The 26,897-nt window shown below is 64.2% G+C and carries 18 protein-coding genes and 2 pseudogenes; 11 read left to right on the top strand and 9 right to left on the bottom strand.

The window, feature by feature from the left end:
• Nucleotides 1–158 (top strand): transposase domain-containing protein (locus U873_RS35535; protein WP_157838130.1); only part of this gene is annotated, 158 nt, incomplete at its 5' end.
• Nucleotides 159–186: 28 nt separating this feature from the next.
• Here the strand turns inward: U873_RS35535 and U873_RS35530 are convergent.
• Nucleotides 187–692: pseudogene (locus U873_RS35530) on the bottom strand (helix-turn-helix domain-containing protein); the annotation flags it as partial.
• Nucleotides 693–992: 300 nt separating this feature from the next.
• On the opposite strand from U873_RS35530, the gene U873_RS0129090 reads away from it, so the two are divergent.
• Together U873_RS0129090 and U873_RS0129085 are read left to right on the top strand one after the other, a co-directional pair.
• Complete coding sequence (locus U873_RS0129090; protein WP_025131594.1) at nucleotides 993–9,290, top strand: autotransporter-associated beta strand repeat-containing protein; 8,298 nt, start codon at nucleotides 993–995, stop codon at nucleotides 9,288–9,290.
• A 150-nt stretch (nucleotides 9,291–9,440) separates the two neighbouring features.
• The gene (locus U873_RS0129085; RefSeq protein WP_256245147.1) at nucleotides 9,441–9,839 is read left to right on the top strand and encodes a hypothetical protein; all 399 of its coding nucleotides are present in this window, start codon (nucleotides 9,441–9,443) and stop codon (nucleotides 9,837–9,839) included.
• A 560-nt stretch (nucleotides 9,840–10,399) separates the two neighbouring features.
• On the opposite strand, the gene U873_RS0129080 is transcribed toward U873_RS0129085, so the two are convergent.
• Complete coding sequence (locus tag U873_RS0129080; RefSeq protein WP_025131592.1) at nucleotides 10,400–10,786, bottom strand: hypothetical protein; 387 nt, start codon at nucleotides 10,784–10,786, stop codon at nucleotides 10,400–10,402.
• 364 nt (nucleotides 10,787–11,150) lie between these two features.
• Here U873_RS0129080 and U873_RS0129075 point away from each other — a divergent pair, with 364 nt between their 5' ends.
• From U873_RS0129075 to U873_RS0129045, 7 genes and pseudogenes are all read left to right on the top strand, one after another.
• Entirely contained in the window at nucleotides 11,151–11,501 is a 351-nt protein-coding gene (locus tag U873_RS0129075) for a hypothetical protein (RefSeq protein WP_029978737.1), read from the top strand.
• 311 nt (nucleotides 11,502–11,812) lie between these two features.
• On the top strand, nucleotides 11,813–12,133 hold the full coding sequence (locus tag U873_RS0129070; RefSeq protein ID WP_025131591.1) for a hypothetical protein: 321 nt from the start codon (nucleotides 11,813–11,815) through the stop codon (nucleotides 12,131–12,133).
• 70 nt (nucleotides 12,134–12,203) lie between these two features.
• The gene (locus U873_RS0129065) at nucleotides 12,204–13,106 is read left to right on the top strand and encodes a LysR family transcriptional regulator (RefSeq protein ID WP_025131590.1); all 903 of its coding nucleotides are present in this window, start codon (nucleotides 12,204–12,206) and stop codon (nucleotides 13,104–13,106) included.
• Nucleotides 13,107–13,232: 126 nt separating this feature from the next.
• Nucleotides 13,233–13,862, top strand: coding sequence for a glutathione S-transferase (locus U873_RS0129060; RefSeq protein WP_043274703.1), 630 nt, complete (start codon nucleotides 13,233–13,235; stop codon nucleotides 13,860–13,862).
• Nucleotides 13,863–13,887: 25 nt separating this feature from the next.
• A pseudogene (locus U873_RS34580) lies at nucleotides 13,888–15,932 on the top strand (pyridoxamine 5'-phosphate oxidase family protein).
• A 137-nt stretch (nucleotides 15,933–16,069) separates the two neighbouring features.
• Nucleotides 16,070–17,272, top strand: a complete 1,203-nt coding sequence (locus tag U873_RS0129050) for a DUF3142 domain-containing protein (RefSeq protein WP_025131588.1) — start codon at nucleotides 16,070–16,072, stop codon at nucleotides 17,270–17,272.
• Nucleotides 17,259–19,397, top strand: a complete 2,139-nt coding sequence (locus tag U873_RS0129045) for a hypothetical protein (RefSeq protein ID WP_025131587.1) — start codon at nucleotides 17,259–17,261, stop codon at nucleotides 19,395–19,397. The genes U873_RS0129050 and U873_RS0129045 overlap by 14 nt, the downstream gene beginning before the upstream one ends.
• Nucleotides 19,398–19,664: 267 nt before the next feature.
• Here U873_RS0129045 and U873_RS0129040 read toward each other — a convergent pair whose 3' ends face one another.
• Nucleotides 19,665–20,279 carry a LysE family translocator gene (locus U873_RS0129040; protein ID WP_371261362.1) on the bottom strand — a complete coding sequence of 205 codons (615 nt, stop codon included), beginning with the start codon at nucleotides 20,277–20,279 and terminating at the stop codon, nucleotides 19,665–19,667.
• A 159-nt stretch (nucleotides 20,280–20,438) separates the two neighbouring features.
• On the opposite strand from U873_RS0129040, the gene U873_RS0129035 reads away from it, so the two are divergent.
• On the top strand, nucleotides 20,439–20,912 hold the full coding sequence (locus tag U873_RS0129035) for an Lrp/AsnC family transcriptional regulator (RefSeq protein ID WP_025131585.1): 474 nt from the start codon (nucleotides 20,439–20,441) through the stop codon (nucleotides 20,910–20,912).
• A 33-nt stretch (nucleotides 20,913–20,945) separates the two neighbouring features.
• On the opposite strand, the gene U873_RS0129030 is transcribed toward U873_RS0129035, so the two are convergent.
• From U873_RS0129030 to U873_RS0129005, 6 genes are read right to left on the bottom strand one after another with little or no spacing between them, the layout of a single operon-like run.
• Nucleotides 20,946–21,878: a phosphatidate cytidylyltransferase gene (locus U873_RS0129030; protein ID WP_025131584.1), complete on the bottom strand. Its 933-nt coding sequence runs from the start codon at nucleotides 21,876–21,878 to the stop codon at nucleotides 20,946–20,948.
• A 1-nt stretch (nucleotide 21,879) separates the two neighbouring features.
• Nucleotides 21,880–22,503 carry a 1-acyl-sn-glycerol-3-phosphate acyltransferase gene (locus U873_RS0129025; protein WP_025131583.1) on the bottom strand — a complete coding sequence of 208 codons (624 nt, stop codon included), beginning with the start codon at nucleotides 22,501–22,503 and terminating at the stop codon, nucleotides 21,880–21,882.
• Nucleotides 22,504–22,512: 9 nt separating this feature from the next.
• A complete protein-coding gene (locus U873_RS0129020; protein WP_025131582.1) occupies nucleotides 22,513–22,968 on the bottom strand; it encodes a hypothetical protein in 456 nt (151 codons plus the stop codon).
• On the bottom strand, nucleotides 22,958–24,304 hold the full coding sequence (locus U873_RS0129015) for a phosphatase PAP2/dual specificity phosphatase family protein (RefSeq protein WP_025131581.1): 1,347 nt from the start codon (nucleotides 24,302–24,304) through the stop codon (nucleotides 22,958–22,960). The genes U873_RS0129020 and U873_RS0129015 overlap by 11 nt, the downstream gene beginning before the upstream one ends.
• The gene (locus U873_RS0129010) at nucleotides 24,304–26,061 is read right to left on the bottom strand and encodes a bifunctional alpha/beta hydrolase/class I SAM-dependent methyltransferase (protein WP_025131580.1); all 1,758 of its coding nucleotides are present in this window, start codon (nucleotides 26,059–26,061) and stop codon (nucleotides 24,304–24,306) included. Before U873_RS0129010 ends, U873_RS0129015 begins: the two co-directional genes overlap by 1 nt.
• A gap of 10 nt (nucleotides 26,062–26,071) precedes the next feature.
• The gene (locus U873_RS0129005) at nucleotides 26,072–26,695 is read right to left on the bottom strand and encodes a CDP-alcohol phosphatidyltransferase family protein (protein WP_025131579.1); all 624 of its coding nucleotides are present in this window, start codon (nucleotides 26,693–26,695) and stop codon (nucleotides 26,072–26,074) included.
• Nucleotides 26,696–26,897: the final 202 nt, after the last annotated feature.

The raw sequence follows: 26,897 nt of genomic DNA, 5'->3' as shown, positions 1-26,897 counted from the left end.
AGGAAACCCGGGGCGATTCAATCATGAGTTTCATCCAGTCGGCGCGGCTCAACGGGCATGATCCGTATGCTTATTTGAAGGATGTTCTTACTCGCCTGCCGACGCAGCGGGCGAGTGAGATTACCGAGCTGTTGCCGCACAGGTGGGGGGCCGTTTAATCACGCAAGGTGTGTTGGGCGGACGCTTACGGATATAGTCATGGGTTTGTGTGCGGATGTGGCCGATGCCCAATGGCAAGCCTGGTTGTGTGCGTTGCAGAGCTTGAACCTGGCTTTTTTCATCGCCGCAGAGCACCAACGCCTTATCCGGTGGCGCCAGGTGCAGGCCGATAACGCCCAGAATTTTTCTTCGAACTGCGGATCATTGGACAGCTTGAAGGTGCGGGTGAGGTGCGGCTTGATGTCGTTTGCAGCCCAGATCCGCTGAACGCTGGCAGGAGAAATACCAGCGACACGCGCCATGCTACGACAGCTCCAGCGTGGCTGACCGATGCGCGGTTGAGTGACCTGCTCAAGTGTTCGCTGCAAGGCTTCGGCAGGCAATGAAGGCTTGCGGCCTCGCCCCGGCAAATATACCAAACCCTGAAGACGCAGTGCTTGAAACCGCTTGCACCAGCGGGTGACGGAAACTACGGAGAGGCCTGTCAGCTCAACCTGTTCATCGTCACTGAGCACGATGTCTTGAGAATTCATCGCTCCACCCCGCGTCCTGTTTGACCAGGGAAGCGTAGCTCAAATGGAATACTTATTTTTGAGACAGAACACGAGGAAATCCAAGGCGATTCACTGCACTTCTGCCAACAGTACTTCACTTTTTTTGCGCACGAGCCGCTCTAGGACGTGCACTCACAAAAATACATAGGCTGTAGCCTCCCAAAAAGTGGCTAGGTGACATTACAAAATACTCCGTGCTGAATTATCTTGATGCTCTTCGACGCCAGCCCATTCGATTTAGATGTGTAGTCGTTTTTAAATAATAAGGAAGTGCACGCTATGAACCGAGTATTTGCGCTGGTATGGAACGCCTCGATGGGCCGCTGGACAGTGACCCACGAACACAGCAAGCGTTGCCGCAAGAACTCGCGTCACCTCGGCAAACTGGCGCTGCCGGCCCTGCTACTGGGCACCCTGGTCAGCCAATCGGCTCATGCCACCTGTTCAGGCGCCGGTAGCACAATCACATGCAGTGGCGTTCCGACTCTGCCGCTGTTCCTTAATGACTACAGCAGCGCCACCAGCGGCCTGACGGTCAACGTCACCAACGGCGCGCAGATGAACGCCACCCTGGGCGGCAAGGTCATCAACCTGACCGGGGCCAACATCAACCTGAACAACTCCGGCACGCTCGACCCGGCCTTGCTCGGTCTGGTCTCGATCCTCAGTGGCGGCGCGTTCATCGGCACCGGCGCGACCAGCACGGTGAGCATCGTCAACACCACCACCGGGCTCATTCGCGGCACCGGCATGTTGCTCGGCCTCAACCTGACCAGCATCGACGGTCTGGGAATCGCCGTGAACAACTCGGTGTCGGGCACCACGACCATCACCAACGGCGGCACGATTACCTCCACCGGGCTGTCGGTCGGCGGCATCACCCTGGCCGATACCCCGGTGGTCGGGGTGTACGGCGGTTCGCAAGTCAACATGACCAACAGTGCCAGCGGCACGATTAACGGCCGGATCGCGTTCGAAACGTCGGTGGCGGGCAACACCTTCACCAACGCCGGTAACATCACCGGCGGTGTGTCGATGGGGGCGGGCAGCACCAACACCTTCTACGCGATCACCGGTTCTAGCGTTAACGTCGGTGACGGTGTGCAAACGTCCGTCGGCCTCGGAGGCCTGATTGGTGTCAACCTGACCTTCGCCCCGACCGGCACGATCGACGGCGGTGCGGCTGGTACCAACACGCTGATCCTGCAAAACCCGATCGGCCTCGGCGGCGGCACCATCGGCACCGGCACCGCCTCCAGCGCGACCTACGTCAACTTCAACAACCTGACCCTCAACAGCGGCACTTGGACCTTGCAGGGGCCATTGGTCAGCGGTGCAACCACCCTCAATGGCGGTGTCGCGCAGTTCAACGACAACGCGACGTTCGGCAGCGGTGTGTTGACGTCCAACGGCGGGATTGTTCAGGCCAGCAATGCCGGTTTGACGCTGAGCAACCAGATCAACCTGGGCCCCGGCGGCCTGACCCTGCAGGGCATCAACGGCATGACCCTCAACGGGGTGATCTCCGGCACGGGCGGCCTGACCAAGATCGGCAGCGGCCAGATCAACCTCAACGGCATCAACACCTACACCGGGATCACCAGCCTCAGCGCCGGCACCATGCGCGTCGGCAACAACAACGCCCTTGGCACCGGCGTACTCAACACCAGCAACGGTACCAGCCTCGACAGCACCGGCAACGTGACCCTGGCCAACAACGTCGGCATCACCGGTGCGTTGAACGTGCTCGGCAGCAAGGCCCTGACCCTGGCCGGCATCGTCTCCGGAACCGGCGCGATCATCAAAAGCGGCAGCGCCAGCCTGACCCTGACCGGCAACAACACCAACAGCGGCACCACCGCGCTCAACGGCGGCAGCTTGCGCGTCGGCAGCAACACCGCCCTCGGCACCGGCGTGCTCAACGCTGGCAACAACACCACGCTGGACGCCAGCACTGCGACGAGCCTGGCCAACAACGTCAACCTCGGTGGCAACGTGACCATCGGCGGCAGCAACGCGCTGACCCTCGCGGGTGTGGTTTCCGGTGTCGGTGGCTTGACCAAAAGCGGCCCCGCCGACCTGATTCTCACCGGCGCAAACACCTACTTCGGCAACACCGCGCTGAACGTCGGCAAGTTGATTGTCAGCAGCAATACCGCGATTGGCAGCGGTTCATTAAACGCGGCGGCCGGCACCACGCTGGATACCAACACGGCCGTTACGCTGGGCAACCAGGTCAACCTGGCCGGTGCGATGAACATCGGCGGCAGTGCTGATCTGACCCTTACCGGAACCGTCGCTGGTGCCGGCAGCCTGGTGAAAAACGGCGCGGCCAATCTGAACCTCAATGGCACCAACACCTACGCCGGCGGCACCACGCTGAACGCCGGTACAGTGACCGCCGGCAACAGCTCGGCACTCGGCATCGGTGCCTTGACGGTCGGTGGCGCAGCAACCCTCGATAGCAGTTCGCCGCTGGTCGGCGTGGCCAACGCGGTCGTGCTCAATGCAGCGCTGAGCGTCGGCGGCACCCAAAACCTGACCCTCGACGGGGTGATCAGCGGTGCCGGTCAGTTGATCAAGAATGGCGCGGCCAACCTGGCCGTCAACGGCACCAACACCTTCAGCGGCGGCAGCACCCTCAATGCCGGTACGCTGACACTGGGCTCGGCCGTTGCGTTGGGCAGTGGCGGCTTGACGGTCGGCGGTGCGTCGACGCTGGATACCAGCACCGGCATGAGCGTCGGCAACAACATCACCCTCAACGCCGGCCTGACCCTGGCCGGCAGCAACACCCTGAACCTCAGCGGCGTGATCGATGGCGCCGGCAGCCTGACCAAGGACGGCTTCGGCGACCTGACGCTCAGTGGCAACAACACCTTCACCGGCGCGCTGAACATCGCCTCCGGCAGCGTCACCACTGTGAGCAGCGGGGCGCTGGGCAACACCTCCGGCGCCAACATCAGCGCCGGTGCCAATCTCTATCTCAACAGCAGCGCCAGCCTCAACGGCTTGAGCGGCAGCGGCAGTGTGCAGATCGCCGGCGGCAACACCCTGACCGTGGGCGGCGTGAACAGCACCAGCACCTTCGACGGCGACCTCGGCGGCAGCGGCGCCCTGACCAAAGTCGGTACCGGGACCCTGAACTTCACCGGCAGCAACGGCCTTACCGGCAACACCAATGTCAACGCCGGTACGCTGAATTTCACCGGTTCGCTGGCCAGCACCCAGCTCAACGTCAACAACGGCGCCACACTCACAGGTACCGGTTCGGCGCTTGGCGTCATCACCATCAACAATGGTGGTCATCTGGCGTTGTCCTCTGGCAACACCTTGTCCACCTCGTCGCTGATCCTCACCACCAACAGCAACGTCGACGCAAGCCTCGCCACGCCATCGACCACCTCGCTGATGAACGTCGGCGGCAACCTGACCCTCGACGGCAACCTGAATGTCACCGATGCCGGCGGTTTCGGTGTCGGTGTCTACCGACTGTTCAACTACGTCGGCGCGCTGACCGACAACGGCCTGACCGTGGCCGGTGTGCCGGTGGGTTATGGCCTCGGCGATATCCTCGTGCAGACCCTGGGTAACCAGGTGAACCTGGTAGTGTCGGCGCCGAACACCAACCTGCGTTTCTGGGACGGCAGCCAGACAATCCCGAACGGCATGGTGGATGGCGGCACTGGCACCTGGGATGCCGGCGGCACCAACTGGACCAATTCCAACGGCACGCTGAACCAGACCTGGGCCGGCGACTTCGCGGTGTTCCAGGGCACGGCCGGCACGGTGTCGGTCAACGGCACGCAACTGTTCACCGGGATGCAGTTCCTCACCGATGGCTACAACGTGGTCAACGGTACATCGGGTCTGCTGACCGCCGTCAACGGCAGCGGCGGCACCACCGCGATGCGGGTCGATCCGGGCGTGACCGCCACGGTCGGCGTGAACATCGACGGCAGCGGCATTCTCAACAAACTCGACGCGGGCACTCTGGTACTCAACGGCGCCAACAGCTACACCGGCGGTACGCAACTGGACGGCGGCACCCTGGTGGTCGGCAGCAACACCGCGCTGGGCTCTGGCGCGCTGATCGCCAATGCCGGCACGCAACTGGACAGCAACACCGCCGTGACCCTGGCCAACGCTGCCACGCTGAACGGCAACCTCACCGTGCTCGGCAGCAATGCCCTGACGCTCAACGGTGTGATTGGCGGCACCGGTGGACTGATCAAGAACGGTTCGGCCAGCCTGACCCTCGGCGGCAACAACGCCTTCCTCGGGCCGGTGGCACTGAACGCGGGCGGTCTGATTCTGGCGTCTAACGCGGCGCTGGGCTCGGCCACCCTGAACGCGGCCAACGGCACCACGCTCGATGCCAGTGGCGCCTTCAGCGCGAGAAACGCGATCAATCTGGCGGGCAACCTCGCTATCGTCGGCAGCAACGATCTGACCCTCAGCGGTGCCATCAACGGCGCCGGCAGCCTGACCAAGAACGGCGCGGCCAACCTGATCCTGTCCGGGGCCAACAACTTCCTCGGTGGCATCACTCTCAACGCCGGCACTCTGACCGCCGGCAGCAACGGCGCCCTCGGTCTGGGCAACCTGACCGTGGTCGGTGCCTCGGCGCTGGACAGCAACACCTCGGTGTCGCTGGGCAACAACGTGGTGCTCAACGCCAACCTGACCAACACCGGCAACAGCGATGTAGCCATCAGCGGCGTGGTCAGCGGCACCGGCGGTCTGATCAAGAACGGCACCTCGAACCTGACCCTCAACGGCATCAACACCTACAGCGGCGGCACCACGCTGAACGCCGGCACCGTGACCCTCGGCACCTCGGCGGGCCTCGGCTCCGGCGCGGTGACCGTGGCGGGCGCATCGCTCCTCGACACCACGGCGCCGCTGGTGCTGGCCAACAACCTCAACGTCAATGCCAACCTCAGCGTGGTGGGCAACAACAACCTGACCCTCGGTGGCGTGATCGCCGGGGCGGGCACCCTGACCAAGAACGGTCTGGCCGACCTGACGCTGACCGGCAACAACACCTTCAGCGGCACCTTCGACGTGCAGGCCGGCAGCCTGACCACCCTGGGCAACTCGGCACTGGGCAGCAACGCCGGGGTCAATCTCGGCGCTGCGGCGACCCTCAACCTCGGCGGCTCCGGCAGCCTCGCCAGCCTGACCGGCAGCGGTACAGCGCTGATCGGCGGTGGCAACACCCTGAGCATCGGCGGCAACAACGCCAGCAGCATTTTCGACGGTGTGCTCACTGGCACCGGCGAGCTGAGCAAACTCGGCACCGGAACGCTGACCCTGAACGGCCTCAACAGCCTGACCGGCAACACCACGGTCAACGCCGGCACCTTGAACGTCAGTGGTTCGCTGGACAGCGCCAGCGTACTGGTCAACAGCGGCGGCACCCTGACCGGCGGCGGCGGCTCGCTCGGCGGGGCGGTGACCGTGGCGGATGGCGGTCATCTGGCCGGTGCCACCGGCAGCACGCTGTTGGTGAATTCGCTGGTGTTCAACGCCAACTCCAACTTCGACGTCGGCCTTGGCGCACCGGTGTCCGGTGGCGGCAACGCGCTGGTCAACGTCGGCGGCAACCTGACCCTCGACGGCACCCTCAACGTCAGCGACATCGGCGGTTTCGGCAGCGGCGTGTACCGGCTGATCAACTACACCGGCGGCCTCACCGACAACGGCATGCTGATCGGCACCGTGCCGGGCAGCGTCACTCCTGGCGACCTGACCCTGCAAACCGCGCTGGCCAACCAGATCAACCTGCTGGTCACCGCACCGGGCGTCACCATGCAGTTCTGGGACGGCAACCAGCTCGTCGCCAACGGTTCGGTGGATGGCGGCAGCGGCACCTGGGGCACCGGCACCACCAACTGGACCGATGTCAACGGCACCACCAACAAGGCCTGGACCAACAGCTTCGCGGTGTTCCAGGGCGCGGCGGGCACCGTGACCGTCAACGGCGCGCAAACCATTACCGGCATGCAGTTCGTCACCGATGGCTACAGCCTGCAGAACGGCACGGCGGGTTCGCTGAATCTGGTCAACGGTTCGCTGGGCAATGCCACCGTGCGGGTCGATCCGAACGCTACGGCGACCATTGGCGTTGCGCTCAACGGCGCCGGCACACTGGGCAAATACGACACCGGCACTCTGGTGCTCAACGCCGCCAACGGCTACACCGGCGGCACCGCGCTCAACGGCGGCAAGATTGTGGTCGGCAACAACGCGGCCCTCGGCACTGGCGTGTTGACCGCCGCCAACGGCACGGCGCTGGACAGCAACACGGCGGTCAGCCTGGCCAACGATGTGGTGCTCAATGGTGGACTCACCGTTGCCGGCTCCAACGCCTTGACCCTCGGCGGCGCGGTCAGTGGCAGCGGCAGTATGATCAAGACCGGCGCATCCAGCCTGACCCTCAACGGTAGCAACACTTACAGTGGCGGCACCCTGCTCAAGAGTGGCACGCTGGTAGTCGGCAATAGCGCTGCTTTGGGTAGCGGCAGCCTGATTGCCGCGGCCGGCACCACGCTGGACAACAGTACAACGTTGACGCTGGGCAACGCCATCACCCTCAATGGCGAACTGACCCTTGCCGGCAGTCACGAGCTGGGCTTAAGCGGCGTGATCAGCGGTGATGGATCGTTGACCAAACAAGGCGCAAGCAACCTGGCCTTGAGCGGCGACAATACCTTCAGCGGCGCCCTTAACATCGTCGACGGCAGCCTGACCCTGAGTGGTTACAACGCCCTGGGCAACGCCAGTCTGAACGTCAGCGATGCCGCTGCCGTCAGCCTCAGCGGTATCACGGTGCTGGGCGCCTTGAGTGGCGAGGGCGACCTTGCGCTGGCCTCGGGTAGCGAGCTGCAGGTAGGCAACACCAACACCAACAGCGTCTACGCTGGCAGCCTCGACGGCGCCGGCAGTCTGGTCAAGGCAGGCACCGGCAAGATGGTGCTCAACGGCCAGTCCAGTGTCGGTGGCGGCACCCAGGTCAACGCCGGCAGCCTGATCGTCGGCGGCGCGGCCGGCAGCACGGCGAACCTGGCTAGCAACGTGCGGGTTGCCAGCGGCGCCATGCTCGGCGGCCACGGCACCATTGATGGCAACGTCGAAATCATCAGCGGTGCCACGATCAATCCGGGCAACTCCATCGGCACGCTGCACGTCAACGGCAACGTCAACCTGGCTGCGGGCTCGAACTTGGAGATCGAAGCCAAGCCGGACGGCAGCTCGGACCGACTCGTCGCCACCGGCACTGTGAGTGTTGCTGGCGCCAACCTGAAGGTACTCGCCGGTGCGGGCAATTGGGCGCCCAGCACCACCTACAACATCATTCAGGCCGCAGCGCTCAACGGCACCTTCGCCGCTGTCAGCAGCAACCTGGCCTTCCTCACGCCTGAAGTGGCCTACTTCACGACCGGCGTCGATCTGACCCTGGAGCGTAACGGCGTCAGCTTCGTCTCGGTCGGTAGCACCTTCAACCAGCGAGCGGCCGCCGCCGGTGTCGAATCGCTGGCCACGGGCACGCTGTACAACGCCATCAGCGGGCTTACCGCCGAGCAGGCCCAGGCTTCCTACGACAGCCTTTCCGGCGAGCTACATGCCAGCACCCAGGGCGCGCTGTTCGACGACAGCCGTTACGTGCGCGATGCCATCGGCAATCGCCTGCGCGCCGCCCAGGGGCAGGCGTCGACCGACGCCATCCTGCACATCGATGCCGACAGCGGTATTACGTTCTGGCTGCAGGGCTATGGCAGTTGGGGCGACACCGCTGGCAATAGAAACAGTGCGCAACTCGATCACGACAGCCGTGGCACCTTGCTGGGGATCGACATGCCGGTTGGCGACAACTGGCGCGTGGGTGTGGCAGCCGGTTACGGCAGCAGCAATCTGGATATCGATGCGCGCAATTCCTCTGGCGAGATCGACAGCACGTCGCTGAGCCTGTTCACCGCTGCCCAGTGGGATGCCGTCAACTTGCGCCTGGGCGTGTCGCACGCCTGGAGCAACATCGGCAGCAGCCGTCATGTTCAGGTCGGCGACATTGCCGATCATGACAAGGCCCACTACGATGCCAACACCACCCAGGTGTTCGGCGAGATGGGTTACGCCATCTCAGCGGGTGACTTCACTGTGGAGCCGTTCGCGGGTCTTGCCCACGTCAAGGTAGACAGCGACAGCTTCAAGGAGCGCGGCGGCGGCACAGCGCTGCGCGGCAAGGGTGAGAAGGACGAGCTGACCTACGGCACCCTTGGCCTGTACGGCTCGACGGCCCTGACCACGCTGGGTTCGGTACCGGTTGCGCTACAGGGCACGCTGGGCTGGCAGCATGCGTTCGACGACCTCGATCCGAAGCGTCAGCTGTCGTTTGCCGGTGGCGGCTCGTTCACCGTCAAGGGCGCGCCATTGGCGCAAGACACCGGCCTGGTGCAACTGGGTGTCACCGCGCAGGTCGCTACTGGCACCACGGTGGGCCTGGGTTATACCGGACAATTCGGCGATGGCTATAAGGAGAACGGCGTGCGCCTGGGGCTGAGTGTGAACTTTTAAGAGAGATCGTCGGCAAAGTTGGTGGGTGACCTCTGGTGCTCGCCCCCTTGGGCGCTTATGCGCCAGTGCGTAAGTGTTTAAGACTGCGGAGACAGGCAACTGCAGCACATAGGCAAATCGGCGCTGCAGTTGCATGGTACCGGCACCCTCGTGGTTACCGAAATTGGCTGGCAGATTGGTTGGCTCACAACTGGGATGAGCTTCAAGTTCAAACATCCCGTTTACGCGGTACTCAAAGAGGCCAGGGACACAAATCGCGACATTCCCGCCCAAATGAGAAACCACGGCACGGTTCAGTCTTCTCGCTGGACATTCAAACAAGGGAAACCCGGCGAGAAGTGGTTTGTGGTCGTAGTCAAGCAGGATCGTGACTGGAATCCCACGGCTGCAGAGAAGGAACAGTACTCGTTGGTGGTTACGGTGGCCGACCGTGACAACGAGCGGGCTCAGCTCTACACCCAAATCCAGACGCGAATAGATCAGCAGGCCGTGGTCAGGGAACAGCAAAGGGTTAAGATAACTGCTGGTCGACTCAAGAATCGAGGGTAATCAGATTTCGATGTCATTCCCTTTCAGTAGGTATCCTTTACCTGCTTGAGCCCAGAGATTTCTTCGGCACTGGTTTCCGACAGACTTTATTTAGTAGGTCGTACAGCAAAATGTTGAAAAATGGGGTCTCCGACAGACTTTATTTCTGATTAGCCCTCCGGTTAACCCCAGTGTTTGCTGGGTTCGTTCCGACAGACTTTATTTCGTAGGATCAGCTGTGATCGTAAACATTTGAGTCTGTCTCGCTTGGAGCCGCCGTGGGCTCCAAGCGACAACTTACTCTGCCACCTTTGTGCTGATGTGCAGTCCTAGATGCGCCTGGTTGCTGCTGACTATCCAAGCGCACGTCCACCCGGAAAACAGGGGGGGTGGTCCAGATGAGCAGATGGCAGATCGGCCGAATCGCGGGCCCCATCGAGAGCTCCTCCCGCTCCGGAGAGGCTCGAGTCGCTGCGCCTCGGCACGGAAATTTCCTCGGTGCTTGAACAGATCATGCTCTTGCAACAAGGCGCTCCAGATGAGCGCCTTGTTGCATGGGGCGGGTTCACATGGCCGCCGACTTAGTTGGGCGCTAGCAGTGAGCGGAAGCGTGAATCGCTGCGTGTGGGGGCCAGGGTATACAACTGTTCTTTCTTGTCGATCCAGGTGTAGAGCGCGTATTCCTTGTCGTTGTCACCAACGTGTTTGCCCAGGCCATAAACCGAGAGGTGACTGCTCGGGGTATTGCCATACGTGTAGAACATTGAGCAGGTGCGGTTACGTTGTTTATCGCGCCAGGTGTAGTGATGGACGGCTTGATTGCCGATGTACAGCGCCTCGCCATCCACCGTCAGGTTGCCACGTTCAAGGCGCTCGAAGAGGAAATTCATGGCTTCGATCTCGAAACCATCATGGTTGAATTGGTCCAGGTTGCCGACCAGCGTGATTGCAGGATTCAAAGTGGGCATATCAAGCCTCTCTCTACTGTGATGGGTTGCCAAATTGGCAGGCCCATCTCAGCGCCATGCCGCTGCCAGCATCAGCAGGAAACCATTCCGCGACAGCATTCGGGGCGATATTTCCTGCCGATGTTGGCCGCAAGGCGTTCGACCACCTCATGCCCCAGCTGAGGCCGTTCATCATGTTTTTCCGAAGCGCAAAGCCCCTCTGGCGGTGCAGTGAGACGGATTTTAAAACTCAACCTGGCAGGCTACGGAGCCCATGCCACGTGGGCCGGCGAGACAGGAACTTTCACTATCTCCTCTGCCCTGGAACTCAGGTTGCCGTCGTCATGACGACTGACTCCCTATAAAGCTTTTGTGGAGTAGCAAAGTGTTCAATGAATATCTGAATGATAAAGATCGCTACCTCGAGTTGGAGCGGAGTTTTTATGATCATTTCCGATTGAAAGTTCAGGAGAACCCGGTTGGCACTGAGGTATTTAAAGCGCCTTATTACAATACTTTTTTTTCAAATGGCTCGCCGTTCATGGATGGCAATCCAATTTTCTCGGTAAAAAATCAACTAAATGGGCAGATCCTGAGAGTGGTATTAGACGAGGATGCCCATGAACTGTGTTCATATCGCGATAAGGAGGCAGGGTGTGAGCTGGTTGTAATCGGCAACCTAGCCTTACTGGAGGAAATAAAGGAAAAGGTTTCCGCTTGGATCTGCGCTCAATAACTTTTCGAGTGTCGGGTTCACTTGCTGTCGTCCGTTGGCGGACACACTTCGATTTTTAAAACTGCATGAAAGCAAACTAGGCATTTATATGCGGAGCAGCATCAGATCGTGGATAGCGTCGCGGCTTTACCGGGTCGGGTTCGTGATCCAGCAATGTCTTGGCGATCGCAGCAGTCTGGGGTCATGCTCACCCTCTGACCGAAGACCTTGTGACCATCTTTATTGTTTTGCTACGCGAGCAATCGCGAATTGACCCTCACACTTTCGGCCTGTGCACAGGCCGGGATTTTTTATCCTGCGGTGGAAAACCGATGAACCTGCGCCTCATTCATGGATGGACGATCGCTCTGACGCTGGTGGTACTGGCGCTGGGCGGGCTGACCCCGGTGCTCTCCAACAGCTTGTTGCTGCTGATGGAGCGGGACAATTTCATTCCCGCCGAATCGTCGATCTGGAGCTTCGAGCCGACCCTGATCAATCAGGGGGCTTCTTCCTATTGGCTGTATGGAGAAGATCGGCATTACTACTTCTATTTTTCCTACACCAAGGATCAGCCCTATCGGCTGATTGCCAAGAACAACCTGTGCCCGGGGTTCGACAAGCACGATGTACAGACCTGGTGTGCACCCTGAAATCCCGGCGCTGGATTATGCTGCGAGCCTTTGGCGCCCATCGGGCAGGCGCCGCTGGTTGAGGTAGGACATGGACAGGTTTCAGGAAATGCAGGTGTTTACCTGTGTCGCCCAGGAGCAAGGTTTCGCCGCTGCCGCGCGACGCCTGAACCTGTCGGCGGCCAGCGTTACCCGGGCTGTCGCGGCCCTGGAGCAGCGCATCGGCACGCAGTTGCTGATTCGTACCACCCGCAGCGTGCACCTGAGCGAAGCCGGGCAACGCTACCTGGAAGACTGCCGGCGCATTCTTGCCGAGATCCAGGACGCCGAGGCTTCGGCCGCGGGGGTTCACGCCCAGCCCCGGGGACAGCTGACCCTGACTGCGCCGGTGCTGTTCGGCGAACTCTTCGTCACGCCGGTCCTGGTACGCTACCTGCAACGTTATCCACAGGTGAGGGTCAACGCGCTGTTGGTGGACCGGGTGGCAAGCATGGTGGAGGAGGGCATCGATGTGGCGGTGCGCACTGGCGAGCTGCCCGACAGCGGCCAGCACAGCGTCCGCGTCGGCGAGGTGCGGCGGGTGGTATGCGCCGCCCCCGGGTTTCTTGCGGCCAATGGGCGCCCGCAGCATCCCGATGATTTGCGAGAAGCGCCGGTCATTGCTCCTTCGTCCATTGGCCAGACTCGCAGTTGGCAGTTCAATGTCGCCGGCCAGGCCCTGAGCGTCCGTCCCGAGCCACGGCTGCTGGTGAGCGCCAACCAGGCGGCCATCAGCGCGGCCTGCCTGGGGCTGGGGTTGACCCGGGTGCTGTCCTACCAGGTGGCCGACAAAGTCGCGGCGGGCCAGCTGGAGCTGGTCCTCGAAGACTTTGAACTGCCGCCCCTGCCGATCCATGTGGTGTACCAGGGCGGACGCAAGGCCCCGGCGCGGGTGCGCAGCTTTGTCGATTTTGCGGTGCAGGCCCTGCGGGAACATCCGGCACTCAACCCTTGAAGGGGTTTATTGCGCTGGATGAAATGATGGATTGTGATTTCTGGTGATTCTGTTGTTTTTCCCCGGGGACGAAGATAGGCCTCCTGGCGCGGCACCTGGACCGCGCCCCAGCCTGTGGAGTCGACCATGTCCCTGCTTGCGATCAAGTTCTACAACTTTCCCCGTTCCGGGCATGCCCATCGCGTCGAACTGATGCTGTCCCTGCTCGACCTGCCCACCGAAACCATCTTCGTCGACCTGGCCAAGGGCGAGCACAAGCAGGCCGACTTCCTCGCCCTCAACAGCTTTGGCCAGGTGCCGGTGATCGATGACCAGGGCGTGGTCCTGGCGGATTCCAATGCGATCCTGGTGTACCTGGCGCAGCGCTACGGCCGTGGCCGCTGGCTGCCGACCGACCCGGTCGGTGCTGCCCAGGTGCAGCGCTGGCTGTCGGTGGCGGCGGGGCAGATCGCCTTCGGTCCGGCCGCTGCACGGTTGGTCACGGTGTTTGGAGCGCCGTTCAATGCCGAGGAGGTCATTGCCCGTTCCCATGCCCTGCTCAAGGTCATGGAGCAGGAGTTGGCGAGCCGTCCTTTCCTGGTGGGGCAGGAGCCGACCATCGCCGATGTTGCGGGTTACAGCTACATCGCCCACGCACCCGAGGGCAACGTATCGCTGGCCGATTACCCGCATGTGCGGGCCTGGCTGGCGCGGATCGAAGCCTTGCCCGGTTTTGTCGCCATGCCGTCCACCGCGGCCGGGCTGAAAAGCGCCTGAGACGGGACTGAACGGAGACCGCAGCATGACCACGCATTCACCCTGGCATGCCGGCGAGCGGCAGTTGCAGGCCCAGGCCGGGGTGGCCGAGCGCATGGCGAGCGTGGGTGCCAAGGTCATCCGCAAGGAAATGCCGGACCAGCACCGGCAGTTCTACGGGCAGCTGCCGTTCATCCTGGTGGCGGCGGTGGATGCCGACGGCAATCCCTGGGCCAGCGTTCTCGAGGGCCCTCCCGGGTTTGCCCAGGCGCCGAGCCCGAGCCTGCTGCACCTCGCCAGCCTGCCGGCCGCTGATGACCCGGTGCAATTGCACCCAGGCGCGGCCCTGGGTTTGCTGGGCATCGAATTGCACACCCGGCGGCGCAATCGCCTCAATGGCCGGATCAGTACCCTGGATGCCGCAGGCTTCAGCGTGGTGGTGCAGCAGTCGTTCGGCAATTGCCCGCAATACATCCAGTTGCGCCACTTGCAACAGGTGCCTCTGAGCGATCCCGCCAGCCGTCCGGCCGAACATCGCCAGGGCCTGGATCAGGCGGCGCAGGCGTTGATCCGCGCCGCCGACACCTTCTTTGCCGCCAGTTACGTGGACCTTGAAGGCCAGCGCTCGGTGGACGTTTCCCATCGGGGCGGGCAGGCCGGTTTTGTCCGGGTCGAGGGCGATTGCCTGACCATTCCGGATTTTGCCGGCAACCTGTTCTTCAACACCCTGGGCAACCTGCTGCTCAACCCGCGGGCGGGCTTGCTGTTCATCGATTTTCACAGTGTGGCGAGCTGCTGCACCTGTGCGGGCGCACCGAGATCATCCTCGACGGGCCGCTGGTGAGTGCCTTCCAGGGCGCCGAGCGGTTGTGGCGTTTTACCGTGGAACGGCTGGTACGGCGCCCGGCCGCCCTGTCCTTGCGCTGGCAGTTGCAGGCCTATTCGCCCAACAGCCTGCTGACCGGCAATTGGCCGCAAGCCGAGGCGCGCCTGCGGGCGTCAGCCCTGGGCCAGCAATGGCGGCCATTGCGGGTCACCCGGATCGAGGACGAAAGCCGCAGCATCCGTTCCTTCTACCTGGAGCCGGCGGACACGGCGGGTGTCCCGGCCTTCCTGCCGGGCCAGCACCTGCCGCTGCGGGTGCAGCTCGAAGGCCGCACGCTGATTCGTACCTACAGCCTGTCGTCCGCGCCCTCCGACGCTTTGCTGCGGATCAGCGTCAAGCGCGACGGCGTGGTTTCCAGCTATCTGCACCAGCACATCAGGGTCGGCGATCTGCTGCAGGCCCGGGCGCCCCAGGGCCGCTTCACGGCCGATCCCCGGGCAGAGCGGCCGTTGGTGCTGCTGGCGGCCGGGGTCGGCATCACGCCCTTGCTGTCGATGCTGCGGGAAGTGGTCTACCAGGGCCTGCGTACCCGCCGTACCCGCCCCACCTGGTTGATCCAGAGCTCGCGCAGCCTGGCCGAACAACCTTTTGCGGCAGAGCTGCAGGCGTTGCAGAGCCTGGCCGGGGAGTCGTTGCGCACGCTGCGGCTGCTCAGCCAGCCGGAGGCGGACGTTCATCCAGGCCGTGCCTTCGATCACGTGGGCCGGATCGATACGCCGCTGTTGCTTGCACAGCTTGAGCTGGATGACTACGACAGCGCGGATTTTGTCCTCTGCGGACCGGGCGGCTTTACCCAGGGCCTGTACGATAGCCTGCGGGCCCTGGACATCAGCGATGGGCAGATCCACGCCGAAACCTTCGGCCCCTCGACCCTGCAGCGCCAGCTCGACCCGCAAGTCGCGCCCTTTGTGCAACCGCCTGCGGCCACCGGTGAGGTGGTGGTGAGGTTCCAGGTATCGGATCTGGCGTTGCACTGGCAACCCGCCAGCGGCAGCTTGCTGCAACTGGCGGAAAGTGCCGGTCTGCATCCGCAATTCAGCTGCCGGGGCGGTTCCTGCGGCACCTGCCAGACCCGGCTGCTGAGTGGCCAGGTCAGTTATCCACAGGTGCCTGCGCAGATGCCTGAAGACGGGCTGGTGCTGATCTGCTGCGCCGTTCCGGGCGCTGTGGATAAAGATTCGCAGCCCTTGATCCTGGAGCTGTAGCGGGCTGAAAAAAGTCCCCGCCGGCGATTGCCGCCAGGCCTTGCGCTGCGTAGTCTGGCGCGATCTTCAGCACCGCTGGCATACCCTCCTGCTGGGCCGGCCCGGGGCTTCATTGCGTCAAAGGAAATCAACGGTCCATGCTTCCCCAGGTTGTTCTGCGTCTTTGCACCTTGCTGCTCTGCGGGCTGTTGCTCAGCGCTTGTCGCCACGAAGACGCTGCGCCCCTGGATCAGCAACTCTATGTCTGGCAGCGCCAGTGGACCCCGGCCCATGTCGATGCGCTGTCCGGCTCGCGAGCGGACTTTTCCACACTCCGTGTGCTGGCCCTGCAAGCTTATCCACAGGCCGGCTGGCGCCGTGCACGAATCGACGCCGCCTTGCTCAAGCAGGATGCCCGCCCGCTGATTGCCGTGGTCCGCCTCGATGGCCAGCTCCACGCTCTGGATCAGGCCGAGATTATCCACCAGGTGCAGCAAGTGCTCGCCGACTGGCAAGGGCAGGGCCTGACCCTGGCGGGGATCGAGATCGACCACGACGCTGGCAGTGCCCGGTTGCCGGCCTATGCCAGGCTGCTGCAGCGATTGCGCGCAGAGCTGGGGCCACAGCTGGCCCTGAGCATCACCGCCTTGCCGTCCTGGCTCGACAGCCGCGAACTGCCCGGGTTGTTGGCCCAGGTCGACAGCAGCGTGCTCCAGGTGCACGCGGTCAGCGACCCGCGACACGGCCTGTTCGACCCTCGGCTGGCCGAACAATGGGCCAGGCGCTGGGCCAGGATCAGTGACAAACCCTTCTATCTGGCCCTGCCTGCCTATGGCGTGGCCTTGCTCGAGGATGGCGAGGGGGCGCCGCAGGTGGAAAGCGAAGTCGCCCTCGGGCAAGGCGGTCGGCGCCGGGAACTGATGGCCGACCCCCGGCAATTGAGCGAGCTGGCCAAGGCCCTGCGCAATGATCCGCCGGCCCACCTGGCCGGGCTGATCTGGTTTCGCCTGCCGCTCAAGGGCGACCTGCGCGCCTGGAGCCTGGAGACCCTGCGGGCGGTGGCCCGCGGCGATGTTCTCGACAGTCGGCTGGGTATCGAGTTGCAGGAGCAGGGCGGCCTGTTCGACATCCGCTTGAGCAACCCGGGCAATCTCGATCAGCCCCTGCCTGAACAACTGACCCTGGCCGTTGCCCAATGCGACGGATTCGACGGGCTGGGCGGTTATTCCGCACAGCTGCGTGACGGCCAGTTGCTGCTGACTCGTCACCAGAGTGGCCGCCTGCTGGCGGGTGGCACCCGGGCCGTGGGCTGGGCCCGTTGTACAAGCATTGACCAAGGAGCTGCACATGTTCGTCCCTAGATCCCGCTACCTGTTGTGCCTGAGCCTGTGCCTGCCTTTGGCCCCGGCCCTGGCCTGCGGGCCGAATTTCCCCCTGCGCCTGCTGGCGGACCGCCCGGCGACGCTGGCCGAGTTGCCGGAAGGCAGCTTCCAGTTCGAGGTCAGCCGCCTGGGCCAGGGCATCGCCGGGCTCAAGCCGGCCACGGACGTTTCGCTGGCTCCCGGATGGGGGGACGATGACAGCGAATATGTGAAGCAGCGCCTGCAGGCCGAGCAGGATGGCCTGAACCAAGCGCAACGGGCCCTGGTCACCCAGTTGCGCACCCTTGAGGATGCGCGCCAGGCCCAGCAACAGGGCGCCAGTCTGCCGGCCGAGATCAATCTGTACACCGCTGGCGCGGTGGCCTTCCGGGCCGGCGACTCTGGCTTGGCCGCGGAGTACTTCCGCCAGGTACTGGCACTGCCGGCCGAGCAACGGCGCCTGCGCAGCACCTGGGCGGCCTATTCCCTGGGTCGGGCCCTGGTGGCGCTCAGCGAAGAAGCCAGTGAGCTGGACGAACAGGGCCGTCAGGCCACTTTGCAGGCGGCGCGCGAGGCTTTTGCACAGAGCCGCCAACTGAGCGCCGACGGCTTCAGCGACCCCTTGGAACTGGGCATCGCCAGCCTTGGTGAAGAGGCGCGGATCCTCAAGAACCTGGGTCAGTGGAACCAGGCCATCGACCTGTATGCGGCCCAGAGCCGGCTGGGTTCGAGCATTGGCTACAGTTCGCTGAAGCAGGTGGCTGGCGAGCTCGGCGCCTTGCCGGACGAGCAATTGCTCGAGCAGATCAAGGGCCCTTCCGTGTCGCGGTTGCTGACCGCCGCGCTGATCACCCACCTGGGCTGGTCCCTGGGCGAAAAGCCTGCGGCTGAACAAAGAATGATCAAGCTGTTGACCCAAGGCACCGTGGGCAGCTTCGACAACGCCGACCGCCTGGCGGCGCTGAATTATCAGAACGGCGATTTCGTCACCACCAGGCAGTTGCTCGAACACGCCGGCGATGGTGGCCTGGCCTGGTGGCTGCGGGCCAAGATCGCCCTGCGTGACGGCGACAAGGTTGCGGCGGCGGCGGCCTACGCCAAGGCGTCCGAAGCCTTCCCGCGTGACGAGAGCTGGGGGTTGCGCGACGACTACGAGGGCAATTACGAAACCGTGAGGCCCGGCTGCCGGGTCGAAGGCGAAAGCGCCCTGCTGGCCCTGGACCGTGGCGACTACCTGCAGGCGTTCGAACTGCTCTACCGCAGCGGCGATATCTATTGGCAGGATGCTGCCACCGTGGCGGAACGGGTGCTGACCCTGGACGAGCTCAAGCACTTCGTCGACACCCAGGTCCCGGCACCGCCGCCCACACCGAAACAGGAAGATGCCTACTACGAGACCTTGCCGGTTGCTGCGCAATTGCGTGAGTTGCTGGGCCGCCGGCTGCTGCGCGAGGGCCGCTACGAAGAAGGCTGGGGTTACTTCGACAGCCCCGAGCGCCAGGCGATCGCCAAGGCCTACGGCGAATACCGGCGCACTGCCGAGTCGGCCTGGCTGCCCACTCGCCGGGCCGAGGCCTATTACCAGGCGGGCACGCTGGCACGGGCTTCGGGGATGGAGATCCTGGGCTACGAAATGGGCCCGGACTACCACAGCCTCTGGGGCAGCTACAGCCTGGACATTCCGTCGGTCCAGGCCGGGCCCTTCATCAATGCCGAGGAAGTCCAGCGCCAGCAAGCCACCACGGCCGAGCCCGATGTGCGCTACCACTACCGCTATGTGGCCGGAGAGCTGGGCAATCGCGCCGCGGACTTCCTGCCCCACACCAGCCAGGCCTACGCCGCAGTGCTGTGCAAGGCGGCGCGCTGGACCCGGGGCAGCGATGCCGAGATCGACTACTACCAGCGCTATGTGGAAAACGGGCCGTTCGTGGAGTGGGCTGGCAATTTCGGCATGAACTGCGAGGAACCGGATTTCGGCAGCGCCAACAAGCGCTACCTGACCCAGTGGCTGGATGCTTCACGCGAGGCATTGCAGCCGCACAAGGTGGCCCTGTACAGCGCTGCCGGGGTGATCCTGCTGGGGGCTGCCGGGCTGTTCTGGACGCGTCGCCGTCGTTTGTCCTGATCGCCGCAGGTTGCCAGGCTCAAGCCACCTCGCGGCTTGCCAGGGGCAATATCCGTAGCCCAGGGCATTTTGTGGCGCGGGCGGAGGGCGGAACGCCTGGTGTGGCGAGGCAGCTTGCTCCCGCTCGAGCGGCTGGCGCCCCGACGCGCAGCGGTCGCAGATCCGGCCGCTGCGATCTATCAGGCAATGGCTGATGGCAGGTTTCGGGCCTGCTGTGCAGGCCCGCGCGAGCCAGTTCGCGGGCCACAGGGGGGCATCGCGAGGTGATCAGGCCTGCTGGATGAAGGTCAGGCGCAGCGCAAACCCGATCAGCAGGCTGCCAAACAGCCACTGCTGCAAGCGTTGCGCCGAAGGGCTGCGCTGCATCCAGCGGCCAAGTCCCGCACCGGTCAGGGCGTAGCAGCAGTCGAACATCCCGCCCACCGCCACCAGCAGCACCCCCAGGGTGATGAATTGCGACGCCACGGCACCTGCCTGGGGGTCGATGAACTGTGGCAGCAGCACCGAGCAGAACAGCAGCGCCTTGGGGTTCAGCAGGTTGGTCAGCAAGCCGCGCTGGATCGCCTGGCGCCAGCGCAGGGGCGTGGCCGCCGTGCCGGGTTGGTCGAGGTTGGGCAGCAGGTTCGCCCGCAGGCACTGAATGCCGATCCACAGCAGGTAGGCGGCGCCGGCCAGGCGCACCAGGTCGAAGGTCCAGGGCGCGGTCTTGAACAGCGCGGCCAGGCCCAGGGCGGCCAGGGCCACGTGGCAGCCCCGGGAGAGCGCCAGGCCCAGGGCGGTAGCCAGCGCCTGGGCCTTGCCCTGGCGGGCACCGGTCTGCAGCAGCAGGATCATGTCGGGGCCGGGCAGCAGGTAGACCACCGCCAGGGCCAGGAAATACATCCACAGTTGCGCCACCTTGCACCCCCTTCGTTGTCGAGTCGGTGCGCCCAGTTTAGGGCCGAAGGGCCAGGCAGGTGCTTGCGTAATCAGCCAGCAATAGTGGAAAAATTGGCATAACCTTCGATGATCAAGCCCTTAAACCATCCGGATATGCCAACCATGAAACTCGATGCCTACGACCGCAAGATCCTTGCCGCCCTGCAGCGCGACGGTCGCCTGAGCAATGTGCAACTGGCGCAGGAGATCGGCCTGTCGCCGTCACCCTGCCTGCGTCGGGTGCGGATGCTGGAAGAGGCCGGGGTGATCCGTGGCTACCAGGCCACCCTGGATCGCGATGAAGTGGGGCTGGGGCTGACGGTGTTCGTCGGGGTCAGGGTGGAGCGGCACAACGACGCCGAAGCCGAGGCCTTCCGTCTGGCGGTGCTGCAGTTGCCGGAGGTGATCTCGGCGTTCCTGGTCTCTGGCGAATCGGACTTCCTCCTGCAGGTGGTGGTCCCCGACCTGCGCGGCTATGACCGCTTCCTGACCGGCTGCCTGCTGAAGATCCCCGGGGTCAGCGACATTCGCAGCAACTTCGCCATTCACACGGTGAAAACTCCTGGCCCCCTGCCATTGGGGCATTTGCCGGCTTGAGGGGGCGTGCTGGGCCTGGCCAGGCGGTCTGCATCAGGTCCACCAATAGCGCACCAGGTGGAAGAAGATCGGAGCGGCAAAACATACCGAGTCCAGGCGGTCGAGCATGCCGCCGTGGCCTTCGATCATGTGGCCCCAGTCCTTGACCCCGCGATCGCGCTTGATCGCCGACATCACGATGCCGCCGGCAAACCCCAGCAGGTTGATCAGCAAGGCGATCAGGAACGACTGCCACAGGTTGAACGGGGTGATCCACCACAGCGCGCCACCGATCAACGAGGCCAGGAGGATACCGCCGACAAAGCCCTCGACGGTCTTGGACGGCGACAGGTTGGGAGCGATCTTGCGCTTGCCGAAGAGTTTTCCACAGACGTACTGCAGCACATCCGACAACTGCACGACGATCACCAGGTAGGCGATCAGCAGCAGGTTGCGGCCTTCATAGCCGGCGATGTCGAGGGTCAGCAGGGCCGGCACGAAGGATACGCAGAACACCGCGATCATCAGGCCCCACTGGACCTTGGAGGCCCGCTCCAGGAAGTGCGTGCTGTCACCGCCCAGGGAGGCGAGGATCGGCAGCAGCAGGAACACATAGACCGGGATGAAGATCGAGAACAGCCCGTACCAGTCGGAGTAGATCAGCAGGTACTGCAGCGGCAGGGCCAGGTAGAAGGCCGCGACCAGAGCCGGGTAGTCGCTGCGCCGGGTTGGGGTCAGGGTCAGGAACTCGCGCAGGGCGTAGAACGACACCGCGTAGAACAGCAGGATCACCGCCGCGGTGCCGAGCCAGAAGGCGATGCCGATCACCAGCACCATCACCCACCAGGCGTTGATCCGCGCGTTGAGGTTGTCGATCACCGGGTTGGGCGCGCCGCGGGTGCGCAGCTTGAGGATGAATCCAATCAGCGAGGCCAGCACCAGAATGGCGCCGATGCCGCCGAACAACATCAGGGTCTGCTTATCCATTTCAGGCGTGCTCCGGGGCCAGGTCCAGCAGCGCGGCGCGGCTGCGTTCGAGGAAGTGTTCCTTGCTTTCACCCTCTTCCAGGGTCAACGCGGCGCCGAAGCTGGTGGTGCACAGCAGTGGCAGGGGCAGGAAGCGCCCCTTGGGCATGACCCGGTTGAGGTTGGCGATCCATACCGGAATCAGCTCCACCTGTGGATAACTCCTGGCCAGGTGATAGATGCCGCTCTTGAACGGCAGCAGGCCGTCTTCCAGGTTGCGCGTGCCTTCCGGGAAGATGATCAGCGAATCGCCGTTCTCCAGGGCGTCGAGCATCGGTTGCAGGGGATTGCCGTCTGCCGGTTCCTTGCGCTCGCGGTCGATCAGCACGCCGTTGAACACCCGGTCGATGATGTAGCGACGCAGGCCGCTTTTGTGCCAGTAGTCGGAGCCGGCGACGGGCCGGGTCAGGCGGCGCAGGGCGGGGGGCAGCGAAGCCCAGAGCAGCACGAAGTCGCCGTGGCTGCTGTGGTTGGCGAAATAGATCCGCTGCACCGCCTGCGGCGCCGAGCCGAGCCACAGGCTGCGGGCGCCGGTGATGCTGCGGGCGGCGGAGGTGATGAGGTTGGCGACCAGGGGTTCGAACATGGGCATTCCTTATCCGGCGAAGGTCAGCCAGGGGCTGGCCAGGATCAAGCTCAGTAGTACCAGCACCTGTGCCGCCAGCAGCAACGCCTGGCGGCGCAGCAGGCCGAGGGCACCGCGGCTGCGTTCATTCCAGGGCCGGCCGGCACGTTCCAGGGGTAGCAGGCCGAGGGCGCCCAGGGCCTGATCCAGGGCCTGGGTGCTGTGTTCCAGCGCTGCAGGTGCATCGGCGACCCGTTGGAACAGGTCGGCGTCGAAGGCCACCCGCAGCGCCAGGTATTTTTCCACCAGCCCCAGCAGCACCAGGGCCAGGCTGACCAGCATCCCGCCCAGCGTGACGCTGGCCAGCAGGTACTGGCCCAGGCCGTACAGGGCACCGAGCAGGGTCAGGCCTGTGGATAACTGGTCCAGGGCCCGGCCCTGGCGCAGCAGGCTGGCGACACTGTGCAACTGCATCTCAGTGGACATGGGCCGCTCTCCCGACGCTGAGCAATGTTGCAAGGGCCTGGCGATGGGCAGGTTGCAGGACGATCTGGGGGCGCGCCCGCTGCAACAGCACGATTGCCCCATCCACCGTGGCCGCACGCCCGCTGTGCAGCAGCCAGGCGGCAATCGCCGTGGCGCTGCGCGAGTAGCCCAGGGCGCAGCACACCAGCAGCGGTCCCTGGGAGTGCAGGCGTTCAATGGCCTGCGCGGCCGCCAGGCACTGCTCCGGGCTGGGGGCGCAGAGGTCGAGCACCGGCAGGCTCTGGTAGGCCGGCAGCGGGCGGCTGTCCAGGGACAGCTCGGCGCACAGATCGAGCACCGCGACAAACGGGCTGTCCCTGAGCTCCAGCGGCGTCGGCAAGCGTCCGAGCCAGACGTTATCCACAACCAGGTCCGGCTGTGGATGGTTTTTTGTCCACAGCCGCGAGTTGATCCAGGCCGCGGCGAGATAAGGCGCCAGCAGCCAGCGTGCGGCCGGGCTCAGGCGCCCGTCCTGGCGTTTCTGGAAGCCTTCTGCACCTAGCAGGGCGTAGTTCAGGGCCACCAGCAGCAGCGCCACGGCGGGCCAGTTCAGCCACAGCCCGGTGCCGCCCCAGGTAAAGGCCACGGCGCTCAGCAGGACCGCCCCCAAGGCGTAGCGCAGGGCCAGCTGGCGCCGTCGCGGGTCCTGCGCCAGACGGGCGCTGAACAGTGGGCTGGGGCGATCCAGGGGCCACAGCCAGACACACAGCCAGCCGGCCAGGGCGCCAGTGGGCACGTCGACAAAGTGGTGTTGATAAGTGCTCAGCACCGACACCCCGATTAGCCCGAACCAACCGTGTACCAGCCAGCGCCAGATTCCCTGGGTATGCCGGGCGTAGCAGACCCAGAGCACCACCAGCAGGGCGATGTGCAGCGAGGGCGCTTGGTTGAAGGGTTTGTCAAAGCCCGCCAGTACCTCGAACAGCCAGCCGAATACCCCGTCCAGCGCTGGTCGAGGGAAGGTGAAGCGCAGCGGCCAGAGCAGAAAGCAACTGACCGCGATGACCTGGGCGGTGAGCAAGCGCAGGGCGTGGCGCTTGAGTTCGTCGCGGGTGCGCGGCAGCAGCAGGGACAGGCCGTAGAGCAGGTCGATGGACCAATAGGGCACGATGGTCCAGGCCCAGAACGGCATGTGCCGTTCCCAGTCGAAGACCAGGCTGGCGACGTCGTCGCGTTGCGCGGTGACCCAGGTGGCGAAGCCGTAGGTGCTGAAAAACAGCGGTGCCAGCAACAGCAGCCAGAGCACCGCGGGTTTCAGCAATCCCGGCTCGCGCTTAGGCAGTCCGGCATCGGCCATCATTGCACCCGTACGGCCAGGGACACGCTGAAGATGCCCCACTCGTCGACGCGCATGGTGATCTTGCGAAAGCCTGCGGCCTCCACCAGCTGGTCCATCTCGGCCTGGGTGCGGCGGCGCATGACCCAGGCCTGGCCTTCGCGGTGGCTGGTCAGGGCCCGGGCGATCAGTTCCAGCTGCGGGTGCCAGGGCTGGCCGGTGTACACCAGGAAGCCACCGGGCTCCACGGCGCTGGCCAGGCCGGCCAGGGAACCACCGACCATCTGGTTGTCGGCGAACAGTTCATAGAGCCCGGACACCACTGCCAGAGTCGGCTTCGGCTCAAGGGCGGCGAGGTCTTCGCGATCGAAGGCGTTGCCTTTGACGAAGCGGGCAATCTCGCTCAGGCCCTTCTCCACGATCAGGGCACTGCCGTCGCGCACGTTGATGTCGCTGTAGTCGCGCAGCAGGATCGATTCCGGCAGCGGGCTGACCCCTTGCAAGGCTTCGAGGATATAGCGGCCGTGGCCGGCGGCGATGTCGACAATGCGCACTTCGCTGTGCTGTTCACGGAGTTTCTCCATGGCCAGGCGCAGCAGTTCCTCCACGTGCAGCTTGCGCTGGCGGATGCCACGCCAGCCGATGGAGTTCAGGTAGTTCTGGTCGATCATCCGGCCCAGCGGCGAATGCCCGGTGGGCCGGTTGCGGTAGACGTAGTCCAGGGTGCTGCCGGAGTCGAAACCGGTGTCGAACCCCAGCTTGACCCCCGCCGACAGCTGGCTGCCCAGGCGCATGCTGGCGCGGGTCGCGCGCCAGTACAGGTCGCGCAGGGAGTTGTGCGGCAGCGGTGCGGCCAGGGCTTCGGACTCGGCGCAGGTCACGCCCAGGCGGTCGGCGTCCAGCAGGGCAGGGCGGCTCAGCGGGCGCTCGAAGTTTTGCAGGATGAACCGGCGGGCACTGGCGATCGCCGGGGCGCGGGCTTTTTCCCCCAGGGTGTCGTGGAAGAACCCGGGAAGAATGTGTTTTTCCTTCTGCAGGCTGCCCAGGCGGTCGAAGAACTGCTCCTGGGGCTTGCGGTGCACCACGAAGTCGGCGCCGGAGATCAGCAGCTGGGTCGGCACCTGGATCGCCTGGGCGTCGGCCACTACCCGGTCCGCCGCTTCGTACAGGCCCAGCAGCACATTGACCGAGATCGCCTTGGTGATCAGCGGATCGCTGTCGTAGCTGCGTACTCGTTCCGGGTCGTGGCTGAGAAAACGCGCCTTGACGTAGCTGTTGACGAAGAAGTTGCCGCGAAAGCGCCGCATCAGGGCCAGGCCCGGGCGGGCGAAGGGCACATACAGCTTGACCTTGAAGGCCGGGGACGCGAGCACCAGGGAGCGGATCCGCGGCGCGTAGTCATGGACCCAGGTGGCGGCGATCACGGCGCCGACGCTCTGGGCGATCACCGCGATGTTTTCCTCGGCGATCTGGTGAGTGCTGCCCAGGTGATCGCAGAAGGTCTGCACGTCGCGCACGCTGGTGGCGAAGCTCGGGCTGTCGCCCCGGGCCCCCGGCGACTGGCCATGGCCACGGGCGTCCCAGGCGAAGAAGTCGACCTGGGGCAGGTTCAGTTCATCCACCAGGTGGGCAATGCGCCCCGAGTGTTCGTGGCCGCGATGGAACAGCATCACCGCCTGCCGGGGTTCGCCGGGGACGACCTCGGTGGCTGGCCAGTGGCGGTAAAACAGTTCGACACCGTCATGGGTCCGGAACGTCTGGTGTTGAGCGTCGCGCATAGCCATTTCCTTATGCAGAGGGAGCGTTGTGCTGAACTTCTTCAAGGCCCTGGCGGACCCGGTTGAACAGCGTGTACACCAGCAGTGCGGCGACCAGCGCCAGTACGCTGTTTATCCACAGGGCGCCAAGCCAGCCCAGGGCGATGCCGGTGGCCAGCACGCCGAGGATGAAGGCGCGGTCGCTCTTGCCCATGGGCCCGTCGTAACGGCGCGAGGCACCCACCATGGGGCCCAGTACCCCGGCGTATTCGCTGAACAGCGCCAGCAGGGTCACCGCCAGTACCAGCAGCAGGCTGACACCGGGCAGCAGGGCGAAGGGCAGGATCAGGGCGCAGTCGGCGACCACGTCGCAGAGTTCGTTGAGGTAGGCACCGAGGCGCGATTGCTGGCCGAACTCCCGGGCCAGCATGCCGTCGATGGCGTTCAGCGCCATGCGCAGGATCATCCACACAGGGATCAGGGCGAAGAGCCAGGCATGGCTGGCGAACAGGGCGATCAGCGCGCCCACCAGCAGGGAGATGACGGCGGCCAGGACAGTGATCTGATTGGCCGTGGTGCCGTTGTCGTACAAGCGCTGCACCAACGGCCGCAGCAGGTTCTGAAAGCGCGGTTTGAGCTGGTAAATCGAGAGCATGATGGGACGGTTCCTTGTCGCACGCGGTGAGCAGGGCTGGATTATTGCCTTAAATGCCAGGGGGCTGACATCAGAAGTTTTTGCAGGATCAAACAGCAGTCTCTGTGACTACGACGCACTGAATAGATGAAAAGGCATGGCGAGCGACAAAAATTTCACCCGGATCGTTATATAGTAACGAATTGTGTCAAGTATCTTCGGC

It is taken from the genome of Pseudomonas sp. PH1b (assembly GCF_000633395.1).
Taxonomy (GTDB): Bacteria; Pseudomonadota; Gammaproteobacteria; order Pseudomonadales; family Pseudomonadaceae; genus Aquipseudomonas.
Note: the sequence above shows the minus strand (reverse complement) of the source record. Positions and strands in the feature narration are given on the sequence as shown.

Excerpts from the sequence above, each read along its gene's own strand:
- U873_RS0129065 (WP_025131590.1), top strand. The coding sequence starts at position 12,204 with ATGGACAGGTTTCAGGAAATGCAGGTGTTTACCTGTGTCGCCCAGGAG.
- U873_RS0129030 (WP_025131584.1), bottom strand. The coding sequence starts at position 21,878 with ATGGATAAGCAGACCCTGATGTTGTTCGGCGGCATCGGCGCCATTCTG.
- U873_RS0129005 (WP_025131579.1), bottom strand. The coding sequence starts at position 26,695 with ATGCTCTCGATTTACCAGCTCAAACCGCGCTTTCAGAACCTGCTGCGG.
- U873_RS0129010 (WP_025131580.1), bottom strand. The coding sequence starts at position 26,061 with ATGCGCGACGCTCAACACCAGACGTTCCGGACCCATGACGGTGTCGAA.
- U873_RS0129025 (WP_025131583.1), bottom strand. The coding sequence starts at position 22,503 with ATGTTCGAACCCCTGGTCGCCAACCTCATCACCTCCGCCGCCCGCAGC.
- U873_RS0129070 (WP_025131591.1), top strand. The coding sequence starts at position 11,813 with ATGAACCTGCGCCTCATTCATGGATGGACGATCGCTCTGACGCTGGTG.
- U873_RS0129080 (WP_025131592.1), bottom strand. The coding sequence starts at position 10,786 with ATGCCCACTTTGAATCCTGCAATCACGCTGGTCGGCAACCTGGACCAA.
- U873_RS0129040 (WP_371261362.1), bottom strand. The coding sequence starts at position 20,279 with ATGTATTTCCTGGCCCTGGCGGTGGTCTACCTGCTGCCCGGCCCCGAC.
- U873_RS0129090 (WP_025131594.1), top strand. The coding sequence starts at position 993 with ATGAACCGAGTATTTGCGCTGGTATGGAACGCCTCGATGGGCCGCTGG.
- U873_RS0129035 (WP_025131585.1), top strand. The coding sequence starts at position 20,439 with ATGAAACTCGATGCCTACGACCGCAAGATCCTTGCCGCCCTGCAGCGC.
- U873_RS0129050 (WP_025131588.1), top strand. The coding sequence starts at position 16,070 with ATGCTTCCCCAGGTTGTTCTGCGTCTTTGCACCTTGCTGCTCTGCGGG.
- U873_RS0129045 (WP_025131587.1), top strand. The coding sequence starts at position 17,259 with ATGTTCGTCCCTAGATCCCGCTACCTGTTGTGCCTGAGCCTGTGCCTG.
- U873_RS0129015 (WP_025131581.1), bottom strand. The coding sequence starts at position 24,304 with ATGGCCGATGCCGGACTGCCTAAGCGCGAGCCGGGATTGCTGAAACCC.
- U873_RS0129060 (WP_043274703.1), top strand. The coding sequence starts at position 13,233 with ATGTCCCTGCTTGCGATCAAGTTCTACAACTTTCCCCGTTCCGGGCAT.
- U873_RS0129020 (WP_025131582.1), bottom strand. The coding sequence starts at position 22,968 with ATGTCCACTGAGATGCAGTTGCACAGTGTCGCCAGCCTGCTGCGCCAG.